The 22,780-nt window shown below is 33.3% G+C and carries 14 protein-coding genes; 10 read left to right on the top strand and 4 right to left on the bottom strand.

Going from position 1 to position 22,780, the window contains the following annotated elements; all coding sequences use genetic code 11:
* Positions 1-211 precede the first annotated feature (211 nt).
* Positions 212-1,474, top strand: a complete 1,263-nt coding sequence (locus GON26_RS19980) for an aminotransferase class I/II-fold pyridoxal phosphate-dependent enzyme (protein WP_160376539.1) — start codon at positions 212-214, stop codon at positions 1,472-1,474.
* A 118-nt stretch (positions 1,475-1,592) separates the two neighbouring features.
* A complete protein-coding gene (locus GON26_RS19975; RefSeq protein WP_160376538.1) occupies positions 1,593-2,063 on the top strand; it encodes a hypothetical protein in 471 nt (156 codons plus the stop codon).
* A 59-nt stretch (positions 2,064-2,122) separates the two neighbouring features.
* On the opposite strand, the gene GON26_RS19970 is transcribed toward GON26_RS19975, so the two are convergent.
* The 3 genes from GON26_RS19970 to GON26_RS19960 form a co-directional block, all read right to left on the bottom strand.
* Positions 2,123-2,734, bottom strand: coding sequence for a class I SAM-dependent methyltransferase (locus GON26_RS19970; protein ID WP_160376537.1), 612 nt, complete (start codon positions 2,732-2,734; stop codon positions 2,123-2,125).
* Positions 2,735-2,743: 9 nt separating this feature from the next.
* Complete coding sequence (locus tag GON26_RS19965) at positions 2,744-3,862, bottom strand: GTP cyclohydrolase (RefSeq protein ID WP_160376536.1); 1,119 nt, start codon at positions 3,860-3,862, stop codon at positions 2,744-2,746.
* 131 nt (positions 3,863-3,993) lie between these two features.
* Positions 3,994-4,935: a transporter gene (locus tag GON26_RS19960; protein ID WP_160376535.1), complete on the bottom strand. Its 942-nt coding sequence runs from the start codon at positions 4,933-4,935 to the stop codon at positions 3,994-3,996.
* A 38-nt stretch (positions 4,936-4,973) separates the two neighbouring features.
* On the opposite strand from GON26_RS19960, the gene GON26_RS19955 reads away from it, so the two are divergent.
* From GON26_RS19955 to GON26_RS19930, 6 genes are all read left to right on the top strand, one after another.
* Positions 4,974-5,351, top strand: a complete 378-nt coding sequence (locus GON26_RS19955; RefSeq protein ID WP_317164721.1) for a DUF4834 family protein — start codon at positions 4,974-4,976, stop codon at positions 5,349-5,351.
* A 50-nt stretch (positions 5,352-5,401) separates the two neighbouring features.
* Complete coding sequence (locus tag GON26_RS19950) at positions 5,402-7,837, top strand: YfhO family protein (RefSeq protein ID WP_160376534.1); 2,436 nt, start codon at positions 5,402-5,404, stop codon at positions 7,835-7,837.
* 501 nt (positions 7,838-8,338) lie between these two features.
* Positions 8,339-9,622: a glycosyltransferase family 4 protein gene (locus GON26_RS19945; RefSeq protein WP_160376533.1), complete on the top strand. Its 1,284-nt coding sequence runs from the start codon at positions 8,339-8,341 to the stop codon at positions 9,620-9,622.
* A gap of 92 nt (positions 9,623-9,714) precedes the next feature.
* The gene (locus tag GON26_RS19940; protein ID WP_160376532.1) at positions 9,715-11,187 is read left to right on the top strand and encodes a lipopolysaccharide biosynthesis protein; all 1,473 of its coding nucleotides are present in this window, start codon (positions 9,715-9,717) and stop codon (positions 11,185-11,187) included.
* An 89-nt stretch (positions 11,188-11,276) separates the two neighbouring features.
* Positions 11,277-12,905, top strand: a complete 1,629-nt coding sequence (locus GON26_RS19935; RefSeq protein WP_160376531.1) for a mechanosensitive ion channel family protein — start codon at positions 11,277-11,279, stop codon at positions 12,903-12,905.
* A 272-nt stretch (positions 12,906-13,177) separates the two neighbouring features.
* Entirely contained in the window at positions 13,178-13,477 is a 300-nt protein-coding gene (locus GON26_RS19930) for a hypothetical protein (protein ID WP_160376530.1), read from the top strand.
* 6 nt (positions 13,478-13,483) lie between these two features.
* Here the strand turns inward: GON26_RS19930 and uvrA are convergent, their stop codons facing one another.
* Entirely contained in the window at positions 13,484-16,279 is a 2,796-nt protein-coding gene (uvrA, locus tag GON26_RS19925) for an excinuclease ABC subunit UvrA (protein ID WP_160376529.1), read from the bottom strand.
* A 411-nt stretch (positions 16,280-16,690) separates the two neighbouring features.
* Between uvrA and GON26_RS19920 the strand changes: the two genes are divergently transcribed.
* Together GON26_RS19920 and GON26_RS19915 are read left to right on the top strand one after the other, a co-directional pair.
* A complete protein-coding gene (locus GON26_RS19920; protein ID WP_317164720.1) occupies positions 16,691-19,492 on the top strand; it encodes a triple tyrosine motif-containing protein in 2,802 nt (933 codons plus the stop codon).
* 240 nt (positions 19,493-19,732) lie between these two features.
* Positions 19,733-22,771 (top strand): SusC/RagA family TonB-linked outer membrane protein, encoded by a 3,039-nt coding sequence (locus GON26_RS19915; protein WP_160376528.1) that lies wholly within the window; start codon positions 19,733-19,735, stop codon positions 22,769-22,771.
* Positions 22,772-22,780: the final 9 nt, after the last annotated feature.

The raw sequence follows: 22,780 nt of genomic DNA, 5'->3' as shown, positions 1-22,780 counted from the left end.
TTGTTGTATTTATAAAAGGTATAAATTGTTAATCTTTCGAAGGATGATTTTAGTTTTGCTAATAAATATTAAGGTTTCGCGAATGTTTTTGTGATAAAAGTGTATTAAAGAGCTACTTTGAATTCGAATCATTTTCAAATTATTATGATACCATCGAATAAATATTTATTTTTGCCCGCAGTTTATATTAAAATTATTACTTCAATATATTATGGTAAAAGATTTATTCGAGAGAATTCAAAACAATAAAGGTCCTCTAGGAAAATGGGCGTCACAAGCAGAAGGTTATTTTGTATTTCCTAAATTAGAAGGAGAGTTAGGTCCAAGAATGCAGTTTGGTGGAAAAACTATTTTGAACTGGAGTATAAACGATTATTTAGGTCTTGCGAATCACCCAGAGGTACGTCAGGCTGATACAGATGCCGCAATTCAGTTTGGAGCAGCTTACCCAATGGGAGCCCGTATGATGTCTGGTCACACTAAATATCACGAGCAATTAGAGAACGAACTGGCTGAGTTTGTAATGAAACCAGCGGCATATTTATTGAATTTTGGTTATCAGGGAATGGTGTCTATCATTGATGCTTTAGTAACTAAAAATGATATTATTGTATATGATGTTGATTCTCATGCTTGTATCATTGATGGGGTACGTTTGCACATGGGGAAACGTTTTACCTACAAACACAATGATCTTGAAAGTATGGAGAAAAACCTGCAGCGTGCTACCAAAATGGCTACAGAAACAGGTGGAGGAATCCTTTTTATTACCGAAGGTGTTTTTGGAATGCGCGGTCAGCAAGGAAAACTGAAAGAAATTGTTGCTCTTAAAGAAAAATATAACTTCCGTTTATTAGTTGATGATGCACATGGTTTTGGTACGCTTGGTAAAACAGGAGCCGGAGCAGGTGAGGAGCAGGGTTGTCAGGATGGTATCGACGTTTACTTTTCGACTTTTGCAAAATCTATGGCTAATATCGGAGCTTTCGTAGCAGCAGATCAGGATATTATCGATTATCTAAAATACAATTTACGTTCTCAGATGTTTGCAAAAGCATTGCCAATGATTCAGACAATTGGTTCTTTGAAACGTTTAGAATTATTGCGTAACAATCCAGGTTTGAAAGATAAACTTTGGGAAAATGTAAACGCTTTGCAAAACGGTTTACGTACCAGAAATTTCAATATTGGCGATACTAATACTTGTGTTACACCAGTTTATCTTGAAGGAAGTGTACCGGAAGCAATGGTGATGGTAAACGATTTAAGAGAAAACTACGGTATCTTTTTATCAATTGTAATTTATCCTGTAATTCCAAAAGGTATTATTTTACTAAGAATGATTCCTACTGCAGCGCACACTTTAGCTGACATTGATGAAACTTTAATCGCTTTTGAAGCTATCCGTGAGAAATTAGTAAACGGTACTTATAAAGAAATAGCAAGCAAAACAACCGTTGATTTAGACGCTTAATTTCTTCAAAAATAAATTCCTAATATGGGAATTATATAAAAAATCCATTCAATTATACGAATGGATTTTTTTATTTCAGAGTACTTTTATACTTGTAAATTTATTAAAAGAAAAAGTCATGAAAAAAGTTTTACTATTAGCCGCAATTATATGTTCTTTTGCCTCTTGCAAAAAGAATACAACTGCTCCTGAAATTATACCAAGTGCTCCTAAAGAAGCAGAAATAGTAGAGCCAGCAGGAAATCAGTGTTACGCTTCTACAAGAGATAGCAGTATTGTATCGCTGAGTTTTAATGTGAATTCGCATCAGGAAGTAAACGGTAAATTAGATTATAATTTGTACGGAAAAGATAAAAACGAAGGAACAATAATTGGTAATATGAAAGGTGATACGCTTATCGCAGATTATACTTTTATGTCTGAAGGAGTTTCATCGGTTAGAGAAGTTGCTTTTCTGCAAAAAGATGGTGCTTTTATAATGGGTTATGGAGATGTTGTCGAAAGCAATAAAAAGGTTGTTTTTAAAGATAAAACAAAACTTAAATTTGATGCTGATAACACTTTGGTAAAAGTAGATTGTAAAGAATAATAACTACATATATTTTTTTAACTGAAAAATCCATTCGTTGGGGGGCGAATGGATTTTTTTTATCTTTTTTTGAAACTACAAAAAACAAAATTTTGTGAGGTTTCAAAAGGAGTAATATGATTTTCGGTAATACATTTTATTTTGTTAAAACTTTTTATAAATTGCTGTTCTAAAGTATTTTCAGAATATTGTTTAATGGTGAGACCGCTACATTTTGTGGGACCATTTTCAGAAAAAGTTCCAATTATCAAATGACTGTTCACTGCCTTACCCGTAATTTCCAGGTATTTTTCTATTTGAAAAGCATCCGTTAGAAAATGAAAAGTAGCTCTGTCATGCCAAACATCATAGGTTTCCTCTGGAGCAAATTCTGTAATATCGCTCACAATCCATTTGATTTTTTTTGCTTTTTCTCCTAAACGAATTTTTGCTTTTTCTAATGCTTTTTCAGAAATGTCTAGAACAGTGATATTTTCAAAGCCTTCATTCAGTAAAAAATCTACTAAATTACTGTCACCTCCGCCAATATCAATAATTGTAGCATTTTTATTCAATTCTAATGAATGTATAAAATCCAATGAAGTTTTGGGTACTTCCTGCGTCCAGCTTACTTCATTAGGAGATTTAGTTTCGTAAACCTTTTCCCAGTGATTTTTTCTTTCGATATCCATTGTTATTTTTTATAGATATTTAAGGTACGTTTTTCTCTGACAATGTATTTTTGGATCAAAATTTTTCCATAATAAATGAATTGCTGTATTTTCAGCTAGCTCAGGTGTTCTGATGCAATTTTGAATTCCTTTCTCAGAAAATGTCTTGTAATATTCATCAAAAATGATCGCAGTAACCCCTTTATTTTGGTAATCAGGATGAACTCCGATAAGGTAAAAAACAACATCTTTACTTTGTTTTCTTGCTTTCAATAAATGAAGAAACCCAAACGGAAATAATTTACCTTTTGCTTTTTGCAAAGCTTCAGAAAAGCTAGGCATTACAATACTAAAAGCAACTAAATTATCCTCTTTGTCCACCACAAATTTGATGTATTCCGGATTGATGAAACTAATGTATTTTTTCTTGAAATATTCTTTTTGAACATCAGAAATAGCGACAAAAGAAGCAAGTTTGGCATACGACTCATTAAACAAATCAAACATTTTATCCACGTGCGGCATTATGTCTTTTGTTTTGGTAAAGGTAAGCGCTCTTAGACCATATCTCTTTTTGATAAGTTCCTGAGCTTTCAGGAAAAATTCAGGTTTTACATTCGAGAACGGAAAAACACTTTCGATGTATTCTTTCTCTACCTGAAATCCTAATTCTTCAAAATGTCTTACATAATAAGCGTGATTGTACCAGGTAATCATAGTTCCCATTTGATCAAAACCTTCGGTAAGAACACCAACTTTATCCAGATTCGAAAATCCCATTGGTCCTTCAGCGTGTTCCAGATTATGCTGACGGCCTAGTTCATATACTTTTTCAAGCAGTGCTTTGGTAACTTCGATATCATCAATAACGTCAAACCATCCAAAACGAACTTTTCTTTTTTGCTGATTATTAACTTCTGCCCAATTGATGATGGCAGTGATTCTGCCTACAATTTCATTGTTTCGATAGGCCAGATAAAAGTAAGCTTCGGCATTGTCAAAAGCAGGGTTTTTGGTTTTATCAAATGATTCTAATTCATCTGCAATAATAGGTGGTACCCAATATGGATTGTCCTTGTATAGCGAAAAAGGAAATTTAACGTAATCCGTTAATTCCTTTTTAGTTTTGGCTTCTTTAATTGTAATCATTACGATTGTTTTGTTTAAATGCTCTGGTTTTGGAACTGAAATACTAAGCTACGAATATAGTTATCTTTAGTAAAACTAAAAAGAGCTGAAAAGAAAAAAGCCCAAATTAAAGGGCTTTCTTAGTAATATCGTTATTCGTATTTGGCTTTTCGTTTGCTTTCTTCTTTTTGATAATCTTTTTCTTTTTGATCTTTTATGCTTTTCAGCTGTACTTCTTTGTATTTCGCGTCATAACGCCACGAAAATCCAAGTCCGCCATAAAAAATAGAAGGAGTATCTTTAAAATTAGTTGTTACAGAAGCGTCTATCTGCATGTTTTTTCCAATTAAGTACGCTGCTCCTCCACGTACAAGAGCATCGCTGTAAAAATCACTTTTGTAACCCTGGTTTTCAATAAATCCGGACCAATTAGAATTAAATCCACGGGTCAAGGTTAATACATAGCCATAACTTGGATAATCAGTCGAAATATAATCAGCAATAAAATTCCCTACCAAAACCCATCTGCCGTCACCAAAATGATTTTGAGTAATCAGCATGATTTTTGGCGAAATACTGCCATCTGGAGAAAACGAATACGGATTGTCTTTAAAAGTAAAATTTGCTCCGGCAAACACCGCTACAGCAGGTACCAATTGGCGCCAGTTGAAGGCGTGGTTGGCTTTGTAACTGTAAATATTTGCTGTTTTTTCATACCCTTTGAAAGGATCGTAAATCAGGTATTTGGCTCCCAGAATAGTTTGTCTGAAATCATTTTTTTTGTAATCGGTGTAAGGTGTGGTAAAGTTTTCAAGCTGGTACTGAATATCAGCAATAAACTCCAGTTTTTCCAGAAAAGCACCGTATCTAAAGGTTAAATCAGTTCCAAAACCAGAACCTTTATAATCTAATAATTCGTGTTTTTCATTGATGCCGTAAATACCCATTTCGGCCTGAATGACTGTTTTTCCTACTGAAAATGCCGACATCGTTTCGCCGGGACGATTCGAGTTGATGACATCTGTATATTGCGCAAAAAATAGTTGTGGCAGTAATAATGTGCCTGCAAAGACCAATTTTTTAATTTTTAACATAATTTAATTTTTGATTAAAATGTAATAACGCATTTCAAATGTACATATTTTATTATTTATTTAAGATTGATATTTTAATTTTGAAGAATGGATTTATTAATTTTGGAAAAAAAATTACGATTATGCAAGAAGCATCTTTTTCAGGTTTAATGAAAGCTATACTTTATATGGTAGCTTTTTATTATATTTTTAAGTTTTTAGCTAGAATCTTTTTACCGGTATTAGTAAAAAAGGCTGTCGAAAAAGCAGGAGAGAATTTTCAGAGACAACAGCAGCAACAATATTATAATCAGAATAATACAGGACAAAATACCTATCGCAATAACGATGAGATAATCATGGATACTGCAAAGGAGAAAAATCCCCGTGAAACCAAAAAAGTTGGGGAGTACGTTGATTACGAAGAAATAGATTAAATTTGTGCCTAGATAATAGGCATTTTTCATTTAACCCAAACCAGCCAAAATTGAAAATAATAAATAAGTTCTATCCGCATGCCCTCGTAATACTTGGGTTTATCCTTGTTTCATTAGTTTATTTTTATCCTGTTTTACAAGGAAAACAAATTTTCCAATCCGATATCGCTCAATATACCGGAATGGCAAAAGAGCAAAACGATTTTAGAGCAACAGAGCATTCAGAGCCTTATTGGACCAATTCTGCGTTTGGCGGAATGCCAACCTATCAGTTAGGAGCAAATTATCCCAATGATTTTGTGGGTAAAATAGATGATGTATTGCGTTTTTTACCTCGTCCTGCTGATTATTTATTTCTTTACTTTTTAGGTTTTTATGGCTTGTTGCTGGTTTTAAAAACCGATCCTTTAAAAGCTTTTATCGGAGCCATTGCCTTTGGTTTTTCGACTTATTTAATCATTATTTTAGGGGTTGGACACAATGCAAAAGCTCACGCCATTGCGTATATGCCGCTCGTTATCGCCGGATTTATACTGGTTTTTCAGAAAAAATATATTTGGGGAGGATTGCTCACCATGTTTGCGGTAGCATTAGAAATTAATGCCAACCACTTCCAGATGACCTATTATTTATTGATTTTCTTATTGATTCTTTCAGGTTATTATGCTTTTAATTTCATTAAAGAAAAAGAATATAAACCTCTTTTAATTGCGATAGGAACTTTGGCTGTAGCCGGAATTTTTGCCATTGGAGCCAATGCTACCAATTTATTAGCCACAAGCGAATATGCCAAATTTAGTATTCGTGACAAAAGCGAGTTAACTTTTAATCCTGATGGGACTAAAAACGAAACTACTGCTTCTATGACAACCGAATATATTACCGAATACAGTTACGGAATAGCGGAGAGTTTTAACTTAATAGCACCAAGGCTTTTTGGAGGTTCAAGCCACGAGAATTTAGGAACCGACAGCCGAATGTATTCTTTCATGCTTGAACAAGGAGTTCCAGCACTGCAGGCTCAGGATTATGTGTCGGGAATGCTGCCTACTTATTGGGGAGACCAGCCCATTGTTTCAGCTCCGGCTTACATAGGAGTGGTGGTTTTCTTTCTGGCGGTTTTAGCTTTATTTATTGATGAAAGAAAAATAAAATACGTTTTCCTTTCGGGAGCATTATTTACACTGATGCTTTCCTGGGGGAAGAATTTTCCAGTTCTGACTGATTTTTTTATCGAATATGTTCCGATGTATGATAAGTTCAGAGCGGTTTCATCCATTCAGGTAATTCTGGAGTTGTGTTTCCCGGTACTCGCGGTTATGGGTTTGCAGTCATTTTTCAACCAAAAAGAGAATCCACAATTGCAGCAAAAAGCATTGATGCAAACGGGTGTTTTTGGAATTGGAGTTATAATAATATTGGTTTTTGCAAAAGGATTTTTTCATTTTTCATCAGCTAGCGACAGTTATTTATTAGAAAACTACGGTCCTGGTTTTGTTGATGCCTTAAAAGAAGACCGAAGAAGTTTGTATTCTGCTGATTTATTGCGTTCGGGATTCTTTATAGTAGTAACTTTTGGAATTTTATGGCTATTTATCAAAAATAAATTAGCTCAGAATACCGCTTTAATACTTGTAGGTATTTTAATGATTTTTGATTTGTTTTTTGTGGATAAAAAATACGTTTCGGCCAAAGATTTTGTGAGTCCGGTACAAATTGCTGCACCATTTCAGGAAACGCCTACAGATACTAAAATTCTAGAAGATAAATCAATTTACAGAGTTTTTGATGCACAGGGGCAATTGCAGGGAAGATCTTCTTATTTCCATAAAACTATTGGAGGATACAGTGCTGTAAGACCTAGAAGGATGCAGCAATTATATGATTATCAAATAGCTAAAAATAATATTGAAGTATTCAACATGCTGAATGTTAAGTATGTAATTCAGGTAGATAAAGAAGGGAAAGAGTTTCCGGTTGTTAATCCTGATGCCAATGGAAATGCTTGGTTTGTAAAGTCTGTAAAACTGGTAAACAAACCAGATGATGTCATGAAAGCTTTGAATAATCTTGATACCAAAACGACTGCAGTTTTTAATGTTCATGATTACGAATCAAAATTCAATAGTGCCCGTTTGAAAAAGCAATGGGACACTACAGGAACTATAAAAGTGGTTGAATACAAACCCAATTATATCAAATACGAATCGGAAAACACCAAAGATGGTTTGGCTGTTTTTTCCGAAATGTATTATAAAAACGGTTGGAATGCTTATGTTGATGGTAAATTGACAGACCATTTCCCTGTTGACTATGTTTTAAGAGCGATGGAAGTTCCAGGTGGTAAACACGCCATCGAATTCAAATTTGAGCCAAAAGTGATTAAAACTGGAGGGATGATTGCTTTGGTAAGTTCAATCGGAATGTTATTGCTTTTGATTGGAGGGATTTATTTTGAAAGAAAGAAAAAGACGAATATTGAGTAGTCAGTTTTAAATATAATATAAATGAAATTAATACCAATAATTTTAAAAATAGGACTTTTTCTCTTTTTAGATTTATTGGTATTTATATTTTGTGGAGTTTTCATGATGGGATACGATGACTTTTATAACGAAAGTCAAGGTGAATATTTCAGTTTTTCAAGTATGGAAATTCAATACAAAGTAGTCTGGATTTTTTATAATTTTTGGATAGTCTTAAATTGCTTTCTATTATTATATTTTTTGTTTAGAGTTTTTAATAAATCAATTTTAAAACTAAAATGATGTCATATAAAATAGCAAAAAAATAATCAAGAGCTTGCTGAAGAAAAAAGAATAGCTGAGATGAAATCGCTTACTTATTTAGAAAGATTAGAGCGATTGATGATAATCATTGAAGTTTCTTCTACTTTGCGTGAAGTAAATAGAATTTCAATCGAAAAAACTCGAATACTATTTAATAACTTCTAAATTTGCGCTTTTAAATAATAAACGATTTTTCTTTTGGAACAAAAAAAACTCTTAATCATTACCTATTATTTCCCACCGGCGGGAGGGCCTGGTGTACAGCGTTGGCTAAAATTTGTAAAATATTTACCTGAATTTAATGTTCAGCCAATCGTTTACATTCCGGATAACCCAACATACCCAATTGTAGATGAAGGTTTGGTGAGTGAGATTTCAGACAAAGCGATTATTCTTAAAAATAAAATTTGGGAGCCGTATCAGCTGGCATCCATTTTTTCAAAAAATAAAACTAAAAAAATAAGTTCTGGAATTTTTCCGCACAAGAAGAAACAGACTTTTTTAGACAAAACCTTTCTTTGGGTCCGAGGCAACCTTTTTATTCCGGATGCCCGCGTTTTTTGGGTAAAACCATCTGTTTCTTATCTTGAAAAATACATCAGAGAAAATAATATTGATACGATTGTAACTTCGGGACCGCCCCACAGTTTGCATTTAATTGGTTTAGAATTAAAGGAAAAACTAAACGTAAAATGGTTTGCCGATTTCCGTGATCCTTGGACTACAATTGGATATCACAAAGCACTGCGTTTGTCAGGTTATGCCGCTAAAAAACATAAAAAGTTAGAACATAAAGTTTTAAATACTGCCGATACGATTATCGTAACAAGCAAAACCACAAAAACTGAATTTCAGGCCATTACCAATAAACCGATTTCGGTGATTACGAATGGTTATGATGTTGAGAATGTCGAAAAACAAACTCTGGATACTAAGTTTACTTTGGCACATATTGGTTCGTTTTTGTCTGATAGAAATCCTCCTTTTTTATGGGAATGTCTGGTTGAATTGCTTCAGGAGATTCCAGATTTCAAAAAACATTTAGAAATAAAATTAATTGGTGCTGTAAGTCAGGAAGTGTTGGATGCTATTGAAAATATCAAACTAAATGATTATTTGAATTTGGTTGGTTATGTTTCGCACACTGAAGCAATTGCGCATCAAAAAAAATCTCAGGTTTTACTTTTAATCGAAATAAACTCAGAAGACACTAAAAGCATCATTCCTGGAAAATTATTCGAATATATGGTCTCCAATCGCCCGATAATTGCCATTGGACCTCAGGGTTCTGACTTTGCAGATATCATCACTGAAACCAATACAGGAGTATTTTTTGATTATTCGGAGAAAACGAAATTAAAAAGTGTAATTTTGGACTTTTATAATCAGTTTCTGGAAGGGAAATTACAGGCGAATGGTGTTGGTTTACAGCAATATTCGAGAAAAAATCTAACCAGACAATTAGTAGAATTGATTAGTTAAAAAGAACAATTTCAAAAAGCCATAACAATTTCAAAAAAGAGAGCAGAAAATCAAAAATCTAAACTCTACAATCTAAATTCTACAATCAAAAAATGGGTATTGTTTTAAATCAGTCTTTTAAGAACACCATCATTACTTACATAGGTTTCGGAATCGGGGCTATCAATACACTTTATTTGTATCCTATTTTTTTAGGAGCAACCTATTATGCTTTAACTAATTATATTCTTTCGGCTGCGAACGTTATCATGCCTTTGTTTGCTATCGGAATGCAAAATACATTAGTCAAGTTTTATTCACAATATAAAACCGAAGAAGAACGGGAAGAGTTTTTATCGTTCACCACTTTGTTTCCCATATTAATGTGTATTCCTTTGGGAATCATTGGTTTGTTTTTCTTTGATGATATAACCGATTTTGTTTCAAAAGAAAATCCTGTTGTAAAAGAGTTTATGCTTCTAATTCCGTTTATTGGGATTTGTATGGCGTATTTCGAAATATTTTATGCCTGGGCAAGAGTTCACATGCACTCTGTTTTTGGAAATTTTATCAAAGAAGTAGGTTTGCGTTTGTTTTCTTCGGTAGCATTGGTAGGTTTGTATTTTAATTGGATTACGTTAGTACAATTTGTTTATCTAACGGCCGGTATCTACTTTGTAGCCTTTATCATTACTATGTTTTATGCTTTTTATGTAAAAAAACCAAAGTTCCAGATTAACATTCCGGCAAATGTAAAAAGCGTAATGGAATATACTTTTTACATTATCCTGTCAGGAAGTGTAGCAAATTTACTTTTGGATGGTGATAAATTGATGCTGAATCAATACATGAAAATCGAGAATATCGCTTATTATTCGGTAGCTACTTATATTGCATTGGTAATTTCGGTTCCGAGCCGTGCGATGCATCAAATTGTGTATCCCATTACAGCCAAATTAATGCACGAGAATAAACACGATGAATTGAATGATTTGTACAAGAAAACATCCATAAATCTTCAAATTGTGGGCGGTTTTGTAATGTTGTGTATTTTTGTGAATATTAATCAGTTGTATGAGATTGTTCCTGAGGAATATAGGGGCGGAATCCCGGTAGTTTTTATGATTGGGCTGTCTAAGTACTTCGATTTGATTTTAGGGAATAACAATGCTATTATTTTCAATACAAAATACTATCGAATGGTTTTGTTTCTGGGATTGGCATTAGTAGGTTTAACGTTTATTTTAAACGTAATTTTTATCCCGCTCTACGGCATTACAGGTTCGGCATTTGCTACTTTGATATCGATAACGTGTTATAGTCTGGCAAAATTACTTTTTGTGGTAAAACGACTTGATTTATATCCTTTTACGAAGCAAAATTTATATTCATTAGGGGTAACTACAGCTTTGTTTTTGGCGTTTTATTTTTGGGAAATACCTGTTTATCCGTTAATCGGGATTGCAATAAAATCGGCTATTGTGACGGTTTTGTATGTATATCTTAATTATAAGTTTGAAATTTCTCCGGATATTAACAAGGTCATTAAAATGCTTTTTGGTAAAATCGGAATCAAATTATCTTAGTATTTTGTTGAGAAATAGTATTTTAAACTAATCAAGTAATCTTTTTTGTTTTTATATTTGTTAGAAGCATACTTAATTTCTGACATATTATGAAAAAGAATTACACTTGGGTTTTACTTTTTTTATTTCTTTCTGTTTTTCAAAATGGATACACTCAAAAAGCTGCAGAAAAAGAAAAAAATATTAATTCTATTGATACTACAACAATAAAATTAAAAGGAATACCAGTTATTCCTTTTAGAGACACACTATTTTATGTTTATAAAAAAGTAGGTTCTTTTACTGCAGAGACCAGGGCAAAAGCGATAAGTGAGAAAATAAAAAGCCTTTACGAAGATTCCTTTTTCGAGCCAGATTCTCTTAAAATTGTGAAATCTGAAATTACACACGATATTATGTACAAAGATGATTTTGTGATAATGTCTATTTTGGATATTGATGCTAAAGCAGAAAATCAAACGGCAAATTTTATAGCAGAGCGCAACTTAGGCTTAATAAAAAAGGCTGTTATTTCAGAAAATGAAAACCATTCTCAATTGCCAAAACGTCTTGGATTTACTGCTCTTCTTATTTTTATTATTGGAATTATTCTGTATCTGGCAGGGAAAGTATTCAATAAAATTAAAAACTACTTTATAATTCATAAAAGTAAATATTTTAAAGGTTTTAAATATAACAATATCAGTATTTTATCACCACAAAAGCAATTGTTTCTTACGACCAGAGTTATAGGTTTTATTAAAATCATTACGCTGATTCTAATCGTTTATTTAGCGTTGCCTATCCTGTTTAGCATTTTTCCAGCAACGGAAGCCTATACAACAACTTTATTACATTGGATTTTGAATCCCATTAGACATGCTTTTTTAAGTTTTGTTGGATTCTTACCAAGTTTATTTACGATTATTGTCATCATTGTTCTATTTAAGTACGCCCTGAAAATTATAAAATTCTTTTTTGATGAAATTAAAAAAGGAAACATCAAAATTGATGGATTTTACAGTGATTGGGCGATGCCAACTTTCAATATTATCAGATTTCTGCTGTTTGCATTTATGCTTGTGATTATTTTTCCGTACTTGCCAGGTTCAGATTCTCCGATTTTCAAAGGAGTTTCAGTGTTTGTTGGGATTTTATTTTCATTAGGTTCATCAAATGCAATCGCCAATATGGTGGCAGGATTAGTCATTACCTATATGCGGCCTTTTAAGATTGGAGATTTTATAAAAATTGGTGATGTAAGTGGGGAAGTTATCGAAAAAACGGCTTTGGTTACCCGAATAAGAACTCCTAAGTTTGAAGATATTACGATTCCCAATGCAACCGTTTTGTCAAGTGTTTCTACGAATTATTCTGCGAATACAAGTCATGCTGCTAATAATGGTCTCCTAATTCACACTACCGTTACTATTGGATATGATGTACCCTGGAAAGACATTTACAAAGCTTTGATTGATGCAGTTCTAAAAACGGAGATGATCGAGCCCAATCCTGCACCTTTTGTATTGCAAACCAGTCTGGATGATTTTTATGTATCGTACCAAATTAATGTATATACCAAAGAACCGAATAAACAACCCAGAATTTATTCGTCTTTGCATCAAAATATTCAGGATTCTTTTAATGCAGCCGGAATCGAAATTATGTCTCCACATTATAAAGCATTCCGAGATGGTAACAAAACTACAATTCCAGAAGAATATTTAAACAAGGAATAAGGTTTTGGGAATAAAATAGTAAGATTATCGACCAAAAGTGTTTAAAATCTGTTAAACTACACAAAATTAAAAGCTTGTTTATTTTGTAAATATTTGAAATAAAAGTAAATTTATATTCTTGATTTAATAACACTTTTTCAATTGTTTTGAATATTAAATAACAAAATCATTAAAAGTGGGTATTGTACCGATAGTTTGGATTGTTTATTTTTGTATAAAAATTAACAAGAAGGAATTACACAAGAAATGGATTAATTTTAAACCAAAAGCTTATGAAAAGTAACCAACCCGCAAGAGAAGAAAGTTTAAGGGTTTTTTCAAACCTGATTTCGAAAAAAATTCACAACGGATTTATTTTAGAAGAAAGAAATGATGAATTTCAATTTGCAGTATTATACAAAGGCGGTAAAGCTGTAAATCACAGCTTTAATTTTATAATTTTTTGTTTTACATTAGGTTTATGGTCAGTAGCATGGATATACCTTACTATCGAAGCTTCAAAACAAAAAAAGATTTTAGTAGCCATAGACGAAGACGGTATTCCTTTTACCGAAAGATGCTTAGTAGCTTAAGAAAAATTAAAGTTTTTCTTTTAAATAAACTCCTGTCACGGAGTTTTTTGCTTTTATGAGCTCTTCCGGAGTTCCTACCGCTAATAAATTTCCTCCGTTTTCTCCGCCTTCAGGGCCCAGGTCAATAATCCAGTCGGCACATTTTATCAAATCCAGATTGTGCTCAATTACTATAATTGAATGTCCTTTTTCGATTAAGGCGTCGAAGGATTTCAGTAGTTTTTTTATATCATGAAAATGCAATCCCGTTGTAGGTTCATCAAAAACAAATAAGGCTTTATCTTTTGTGGCTCCTTTAACTAAAAATGAAGCCAGTTTAATACGCTGAGCTTCACCACCAGATAGAGTAGAAGAAGATTGACCTAATTGTACATATCCCAAACCAACATCCTGCAACGGCTGTAATTTCTGAGTGATTTTGGTTTGTTTGTTTTTTTCGAAAAAAGCAATAGCATCATCAATAGTCATGGTTAGAATATCATTGATGTTTTGGTTATCAAAAGTAATTTCTAAAACTTCTTTTTTGAAACGCTTTCCTCCGCAGGTTTCGCAAGGCAGGGAAACATCGGCCATAAAGACCATTTCGACGTTTATGGAGCCTTCCCCTTTACAGGTTTCGCAGCGGCCTCCATCGACATTAAAAGAAAAATGTTTGGCCTGATAGCCTCTTATTTTGGATAGTTTTTCTTTGGCATACAAATCACGAATATCATCATAAGCCTTAATGTACGTTACGGGATTTGAACGTGAACTTCTTCCAATAGGGTTTTGATCAACGTATTCGATGTGTTTTATCTGAGAAAAAGAACCTTTTATTTCGCTAAACTGACCTGCTTTTTCGGCAGCATTGTCTAGCTTTTTTTGCATCGCTGGAAACAAAATTTTCTTAATCAAAGTACTTTTTCCACTTCCGGAAACGCCCGTAATAACGGTTAAAACATCCAAAGGAAAAGTAACATCAATATTTTTTAAATTGTTTTCTCTGGCACCGATAATATCAATGTGGTTTTTGAATTTACGTCTGGTTTTTGGAACTGCAATTTCCAGATCTCCATTCAGGTATTTTGCTGTTAAAGAATCTGATTTTAAAATTTCATTATAGGTTCCCTGAGCTACTAAATTTCCACCAAAGGTTCCAGCTTCCGGACCAATATCAATAATCATATCGGCAGCTTTCATAATGTCTTCGTCGTGTTCAACAACAATTACGGTATTGCCTAAATCGCGAAGCGAAAGTAAAACTTTTATCAATCGTTCAGAATCTTTTGGGTGTAAACCAATACTTGGCTCATCCAGAATATACATTGAACCTACTAAACTGCTTCCTAATGAGGTCGCCAGATTGATACGTTGTGATTCACCTCCGGAAAGTGTGGCAGAATTTCTGTTTAAAGTAAGATAATCCAAACCCACTTCGGTTAAAAATGATAAACGATTATTGATTTCGATCATTAAACGTTTGGCAATTTGCTGCTCGTAAACATCTAACTCAATGTTTTTGAAAAAAGTAACCAGATGTCTAATTGGTAAATCAACCAATTCTGAAACCGTTTTTCCGTTTATTTTTACATAAGAAGCTTCTTCGCGTAAACGTTTTCCGCGACAGGCGTGACATTTTGTTTTTCCGCGGTAACGGGATAACATCACACGATTTTGTATTTTATAATTTTTTTCTTCTAATTCTTTGAAGAAATCATTTAGTCCCTGAAAATATTGATTTCCTTTCCAAATTACATCTTTTTGTTCTTCAGTAAGTTCAAAAAAGGGTTTGTGAACAGGAAAATCAAATTTATAAGAATGTTTTACAAATTCGTCTTTGTACCAGCTCATGCTTTCGCCTCTCCAGGGAAAAATAGCACTTTCAAAAACAGATAAAGAGGTATTTGGAACCACTAAATCAGCATCTATACCAATGATATTTCCGTAGCCTTCGCAAACCGGGCAGGCACCGTATGGATTATTAAAACTGAATAAATGTACATTTGGTTCCAGAAAAGCAATACCATCTAGTTCAAAATTATTCGAATAGGTAAATCTTTTATCCGAATTTAATTCCTGCAAATAGCAAATTCCTTTTCCTTCAAAAAAAGCGGTTTGTACGGCATCAGCCAGACGATTATAGAATTCTTCTTCTTCCTTGACCACAATTCTGTCAATGATTAATAAGATATCTTTATTATCTAATTTATGAATGTCTGTAGGGGTAAAATCATCTAAACGAACCATTTCGTTGTCAACCAAAATACGTGCGAAACCTTGTTGCAGCAGGACTTTAAGTTTGTCTTCGAGCTGTCTTCCTTCTTCAAGATGAATAGGAGCTAACAAAAGCCATTTGCTATCCAAATCGAAGCCTTTTACTTCTGAAACAACATCAGTAACGGTATTTTTTTTGACTTCCTGACCTGAAATTGGCGAATAAGTACGTCCTATTCTGGCAAATAAAAGTTTGATATAATCGTAAATTTCGGTAGAAGTTCCAACTGTTGATCGGGCGTTGGTTGTATTCACTTTTTGTTCAATGGCAATAGCAGGTGCAATACCTTTGATGTATTCTACTTTTGGTTTGTCTAAACGTCCCAAAAACTGACGTGCGTAGGATGATAAACTTTCTACATAACGGCGCTGCCCTTCGGCATACAAAGTATCGAAAGCCAGACTCGATTTTCCTGATCCTGAAAGACCTGTGATTACTACAAGTTTATTTCGGGGAATTGCCACATCTACATTTTTTAAATTATGTACTTGTGCACCTTTGATGATAATGTTTTTCTTTGGGTCGAGTGTAGAAAGATCAATTTGCATAAAAAAAGTCAATTTCTACAAAAGTAATCATTTTTGAATTGAGTTTAGTTAACGATAGTTGTCCATTTGTTCTAAATTCACGTTAAATTTTCACCATCTTTTAAGTCATTAAATTCAGTTGAAATTCCATTTTTCTGAATTGTAGCTTTTTTATTAAAAGATAATGACATCAATAAAAAATAACTTATTTTAGAGCGTTTTTTATAATAAATCACACAATTGTTCGCAAAGCGGACTAAATAAAAATTGACCAGAGATGACACAGATTGAACAGATAAAACCGGCTGTTTTCATAGCTCTTTGTAAATCACAAGCTGCGTTAATCTGTTAAAATCAGTTTCATCTGTGCGCCATTCTCAATGATTGGTGTAAGAAACGAATAGTAATAAATAAATTAATACATAATTCAAATTGAAATCAAAACTATACCTGCTGCTTTTTTTGATGAGTTTCAAACTTTTTTCTCAGGAACTTCCGCCCATTATAAAATACCCCTCTACAATTTATGGTGCTGGAAATCAAAGCTGGATGATTTCGCAGGACGATCAGAATTATCTTTATTTTGCTAATAATGAAGGGCTTTTGGAATTCAATGGAACCAATTGGGAGTTGTATCCTACGCCCAATGAAACCATTATGCGTTCTGTAAAAGTGATTGATAACACTATTTATACGGGCTGTTATATGAATTTTGGCTATTGGACCCGACAAGCCAATGGAAAACTGAAATACACTTCGCTTAGCGATAAAATTAAATCTAAAATTCTGGATGACGAACAGTTCTGGAATATTCTGAAATACGATCAGTGGATCTTGTTTCAGTCTTTGAGCCGGATTTATATTTATGATACTAAAACCAAAACTTTTAAAATTATTTCGCCAAAAAATGGTGTCATAAAATCTTTTGCTACTAAAAATGCGATTTATTTTCAAACCATAAAAGAAGGTCTTTTTGAAATAGAAAGCGGTAAAGGAAAACTCATTTCGAATAATCCTGTCCTGAAAAATTTTACTATTGTAAATGTTTTTGCAACTGAGGAAGGATTGCTTATTCAGACACAATTGGATGGGTTTTACAAATTGATAGGCAGTAATTTAACACGTTTTTCTACAGCTGCAGACAGGGAGTTGAAATCCGGTTTTGTTTACAGCAGTCAAAGGCTTCAGGACGGCAGTTATGCACTTGGAACGGTTTCTAATGGTGTTTTTATTTTAACCAAAGAAGGGGAGTTGCGTTATCATATTTCGCAAAGCAAAGGATTGAGTAATAATACAGCCTTGTCGTTATTTGAAGATAGAGATCAAAATGTTTGGGTAGGGCTTGACAACGGAATTAATTGTATCAATTTAAAAACTCCGGTACATAGTTTTACAGACGATACAGGGGTTTTAGGAACGGTGTATGCTTCGATTACGCATAACGGTTTGTTGTATGTAGGAACTAATCAGGGATTGTTTTGTAAAAAATACCAAACCAATGCTGATTTTCAGTTTGTAAGTGGTACCAAAGGACAGGTTTGGTCGTTATTTGAGTATGATAATACGCTTTTTTGCGGTCATGATTCCGGGACTTTTATAATCGAAAATACAACGGCAAATACTATATTTTCAGCATCTGGTACCTGGAAATTTGAGCCTGTTCCGAATGCGAAAAATAAATTGCTTCAGGGGAATTATTACGGAATTTCGGTTCTGGAGAAAGTCAATAACCGATGGGTTTTTAAGAATAAGATTAAAGGTTTTGATTCATCTTCGCGCTATTTCGAAATTATGCCCAATCTGGATCTTTATGTAAGTCATGAATATAAAGGTGTTTTTAGATTAAAGCCGGACAATGCTTTTTTGAGTACAAAAGAGGTTTATACGTATTCGACGCCAAAAAAAGGAAAAAATGCAAGTTTGGTCAAATTTAACGGAGCCATTTATTATGCTTATAAAGAAGGAATTTTTAAACTCAATCTGATTACAAAAAAATTTGAAAAAGATAAATTATTAAGTTCGATTTTTGAAAAAGACGAATATACATCCGGTAAGCTGGTCGTAGATAACGCAAACAAAATTTGGCTTTTTTCTAAAAATTATATTCATTATTTCTCAGCCAGTAAATTGAGTAATCAGCTGAAGCAAAATGTGATTCCGATTCCATCAACCCTGACTAATTCGATGTCCGGTTTTGAGAATATTACACAAATTTCAAAATCGACTTATTTGATAGGAACCACTGATGGCTATTATACGCTTAATATTGATGATTTGAGTTTTAATAACTATACCGTTTCGATTTCGGAAATATTCATTAATAAGCAAAATGAAATACTTAAAAATGTAGTTTTAAAAGAAGAAGGAAGATTTAGTTCCAGTGATAACAACATTACTTTAAACTATACGGTTCCGGAATACAATAAGTACATCAACTCAGAATATCAGTATTTGCTGGAAGGTTTTCAGAATGACTGGAGCGAATGGAGTACAAAATCATCTGTAAATTTTAAAAACTTATCGCCAGGTACATATACTTTTAAAGTCAGATCAAAATACGCCAATACACTTTTGCCTACCATGGCTACTTATACTTTTGTAGTGTTGAAGCCTTGGTATTTGACGAATTTGGCTTGTTTTGTTTATTTATTATTATTAATTGTTTTGGGGTATTTTATCAATAAATCGTATCGAAATTATTATAACAAACAAAAAGAAAAATTAATTGAAGAAAACAATCTTTTGCTGGAAATTAAAGAACTAGAAAACGAACAACAGCTGATGAAACTTCGAAATGAACAATTATCATTAGATGTTGACAATAAAAACAGAGAACTGGCCGTTTCTACGATGAGTCTGAATAGTAAAAATGAACTTTTGGCTTTTATAAAAGATGACTTGAATAAAACAGCACAGGACGATAATAAAAACATCAAATCAGTAATTAGTACTATTAATAAAAACATTACTGAAGAAGATTCCTGGAAAATCTTTAAAGAAGCATTTGATAGTGCTGATAAAGACTTTTTAAAGCGAATCAAACAACTTCATCCTTTGCTTACTCCTAATGATTTACGCTTATGTGCGTACCTGCGATTAAATCTTTCCTCAAAAGAAATCGCTCCATTGTTTAATATATCGGTTCGAAGTGTCGAAATAAAAAGATACCGTTTGCGCAAGAAAATGGATTTGCAGCACGAAATCGGTTTAGTTGAATATATTCTGGCTGTATAGTACAGCGTAAAAAATCTTAAAACACCTATACATTACCACAACATTGACCTTTTGTTGTGGTTTTTTGTTGGATATGTTAAAAAAATTAACATTCTCTTTTTATTGGTAAATCAGGATATTTTTATGATTTATTAAATTATAATGTCTTTTTTTTATGATGTATGTTTTTTGTTGAGGTTAATTTTATCGCATTCTTAATTCGTTATGATATTTTTATCATTCAATAAAAACTAACTAATTATGAAATCGAAATTATTACTATTAGTATTGATGCTGTTTACATCCTTTGCGTTTTCGCAGACAATTGATGTAAACGGAACAGTACTCGATGGCGCTGGTTTATCACTACCTGGCGTAAATGTAAAGGTCAAAAATTCGTCACAAAGTACAACCACCGATTTTGACGGATCCTTTAAACTAAAAGGTCTCTCTACGGGAGCTACAATTGTGGTGAGTTACATTGGTTACAGAACACAGGAAGTTGTGGTTTCCGGTAACAAAGTCACAGTTAAAATGAGTGATGATGCCAAGTCACTTGATGAGGTGGTCGTTATTGGTTACGGTAGTCAGAAAAAGAGAGAGGTTACAGGTTCAGTATCTGTAATAGACAGTAAAACACTGGATGTTTTGAAACCTATTAAAGTAGAACAGGCTTTACAGGGAACTATTTCAGGGGTTAATGTTACTTCTCAATCCGGAGCTCCGGGAGCACCATTGGATATTCGTATTCGTGGTATTGCTACAAATGGAGAAAACAGACCATTGACCATAATTGATGGGTATCAGGGAGATTTAGGTTTGTTAAATCCAAATGATATCGAAACGATTACAGTTCTTAAAGACTCGCAAGCAGCTATTTACGGGAGTATAGGAGCAAATGGTGTTATTTTGATTACCACCAAAATGGGTAAAAAGAATACGGCAGCAAGAGTTTCATACAATACCTATACAGGATTTCAGGAAACATCAAGAAAATTACCAACTCTGGATGCAACTGAATATGCTTTGTTGTTGAATGAAAGCTATTCTAATGGTGGAAGAGCACTTCCTTACCCTAACGTTACAGGATTAGGAAAAGGAACGAACTGGCAGGATGAAGTTTTTAGAAAAGGAGTTCCCATTATTAATCATGATTTGAGTATTTCCGGAGGTTCAGAAAAAATTACTTATTCAGTAAGTGGTTCGCATCTGGATCAGGAAGGAATCGTTGGGGGAGATAAATCTGGTTTTTTAAGAAATACAGCCAGAATAGGTTTAGGAGCTGATATAACAGACAAACTTAAGTTGAAAACAAATGTTATTTATACTTATTTTAATAGAAAAACATTAAATGAAAACGGTTTAGGATCAGTATTGTTTAATGCCCTGAACGTACCAGCAACGTTAAGTGCTTATGATGCTAATGGTGAATTAACTTTAGTACCAAATACAACTGGTTTAGGAAATGAAATCATTAACCCATTAGCTCAAATTGAGAACACTTATAACGATTATAACTATAAAAAATTAAACGGAAATTTTGCTTTAGATTATAAACTTACTCCAGAATTTGTAATTACAAGTTCAATAGGATTTAATTCTTCTAATAGCGAATCCAGAAGTTTTGCCAAGAAAATTAGCTACGGAGGAAAAGTATTTGATGTGGTACAGAGTAGTGTAAATCAAGGAACCGTAAACGATAATAATTATTCATTTGACCTTTATGGAACATATACCAAAACAATAGCTGACAACCATAATTTTGTGGGTACTATTGGTACAACCATCTATAAGGAATGGGGTAATGGACTTTCTGCAACTGGTTTTGATGTACCAAACAATTCTTGGGATTTTGCTGATATTTCGTTAACAAAAACTGTTGCGAAAGTTTTAAATAATGGCTCCTATACTTATGATCAAAGAAGGCTTTCTTATTTTGGAAGATTGCAATATAATTACAAACAAAAATACCTGTTGTCAGCGATATTAAGACGTGATGCTTCTACCAAATTTGGACCAGGAAATCAAGTGGGGTATTTTCCTTCTTTCACTGGAGGTTGGGTAGTGTCTGACGAAGGTTTTTTTGGAGATCAAAAATTAATTAACTTTTTTAAGATTAGAGCCAGTTATGGTACATTAGGAAATGATCAGATTCCTAATTACGGATATGTTGGACTTTTAGGAGGAGAGGGAACTTATGTTTTTGATGGTGCATTGGTAAACGGAACTGCAATGGGACAAGTACCTAATCCGGATATTAAATGGGAAGAATCAAGAAAGTTTGATGTTGGTTTTGATTTGAAATTATGGGATAACAAATTGTTTTTTGTAGCTGATTATTTTAGCGATACCAGAGCAGATTTATTGATACCAGGTATTCCAGTTTCTGCCATCACGGGTAATGGAGCTCCAGGAGCAAGTTCACCTACAGTAAATGCTGGTACAGCCAGAAATTCAGGTTTTGAATTTGCTATTGATTATAAAGAAACTTTTTCAGATAAATTCAGTTTAAGCTTAGGTTATAATGTAACTTTTATTAAAAATGAAGTTTTAAAAGTAAATAACGGAACAGGATTTGTTCCAGGTGGCGCATTTGGAGTAGGGCAGCCTTTTCCTTCAAGAATGGAAGAAGGTTTTCCGATGGGGTACTTCTATGGCTACCAAACCGATGGAATTTTTCAGAATCAGGCAGAAGTTGATGCTCATCCATCTCAGACTGCTCTTGGAGCAGCTGCAGCTCCTGGAGATATTCGTTTTGCGGATATCAATGGTGATGGTGTTATTACTACTGATGATAAAACGAATATTGGTGACCCAATTCCAAATGCTACAATGGGTTTCAATTTACAGTTAAATTATAAAAACCTTGATTTTGCTGCCTATACATTTGCTTCTATAGGAAATGATATGGTACGCAACTATGAAAGAAACCTTTCTGATGCTAATCGTTTAGATTACGTTTTAGACAGATGGACTGGTGAAGGTACTTCAAATTCTACTCCAAGAGTAACTACAGGTGCAACTTCAAATAGTAACTTTTCGGATTATTTTGTAGAAGATGCTTCTTATTTCAGAATTCAGAACATTCAATTAGGATATACACTTGATCCTAAAGTGTCCCAAAAAGCTGGAATGACAAAGTTAAGACTTTACACAGGAGTAAATAACCTATACACGTTTACCAAGTATAAAGGTTATGACCCGGGTGCTTCAAATGGAGCTCCTATTGGAGGAGGAATCGATTATGGATTTTATCCAATTCCAAGAACCTATATATTAGGGCTTAACATTAATTTTTAATTTCAATTA

It is taken from the genome of Flavobacterium hydrocarbonoxydans (genome assembly GCF_009789235.1).
Lineage (GTDB): Bacteria > Bacteroidota > Bacteroidia > Flavobacteriales > Flavobacteriaceae > Flavobacterium > Flavobacterium hydrocarbonoxydans.
The sequence above is the reverse complement of the archived record's forward strand: the minus strand, read 5'-3'. Positions and strand labels throughout refer to the sequence as shown.

What these genes read in the sequence shown, in the direction of transcription:
- GON26_RS19980 (WP_160376539.1), top strand. Translation starts at nt 212, where the DNA reads ATGGTAAAAGATTTATTCGAGAGAATTCAAAACAATAAAGGTCCTCTA.
- GON26_RS19975 (WP_160376538.1), top strand. Translation starts at nt 1,593, where the DNA reads ATGAAAAAAGTTTTACTATTAGCCGCAATTATATGTTCTTTTGCCTCT.
- GON26_RS19970 (WP_160376537.1), bottom strand. Translation starts at nt 2,734, where the DNA reads ATGGATATCGAAAGAAAAAATCACTGGGAAAAGGTTTACGAAACTAAA.
- GON26_RS19965 (WP_160376536.1), bottom strand. Translation starts at nt 3,862, where the DNA reads ATGATTACAATTAAAGAAGCCAAAACTAAAAAGGAATTAACGGATTAC.
- GON26_RS19960 (WP_160376535.1), bottom strand. Translation starts at nt 4,935, where the DNA reads ATGTTAAAAATTAAAAAATTGGTCTTTGCAGGCACATTATTACTGCCA.
- GON26_RS19955 (WP_317164721.1), top strand. Translation starts at nt 4,974, where the DNA reads ATGTACATATTTTATTATTTATTTAAGATTGATATTTTAATTTTGAAG.
- GON26_RS19940 (WP_160376532.1), top strand. Translation starts at nt 9,715, where the DNA reads ATGGGTATTGTTTTAAATCAGTCTTTTAAGAACACCATCATTACTTAC.
- GON26_RS19935 (WP_160376531.1), top strand. Translation starts at nt 11,277, where the DNA reads ATGAAAAAGAATTACACTTGGGTTTTACTTTTTTTATTTCTTTCTGTT.
- GON26_RS19930 (WP_160376530.1), top strand. Translation starts at nt 13,178, where the DNA reads ATGAAAAGTAACCAACCCGCAAGAGAAGAAAGTTTAAGGGTTTTTTCA.
- uvrA (WP_160376529.1), bottom strand. Translation starts at nt 16,279, where the DNA reads ATGCAAATTGATCTTTCTACACTCGACCCAAAGAAAAACATTATCATC.
- GON26_RS19915 (WP_160376528.1), top strand. Translation starts at nt 19,733, where the DNA reads ATGAAATCGAAATTATTACTATTAGTATTGATGCTGTTTACATCCTTT.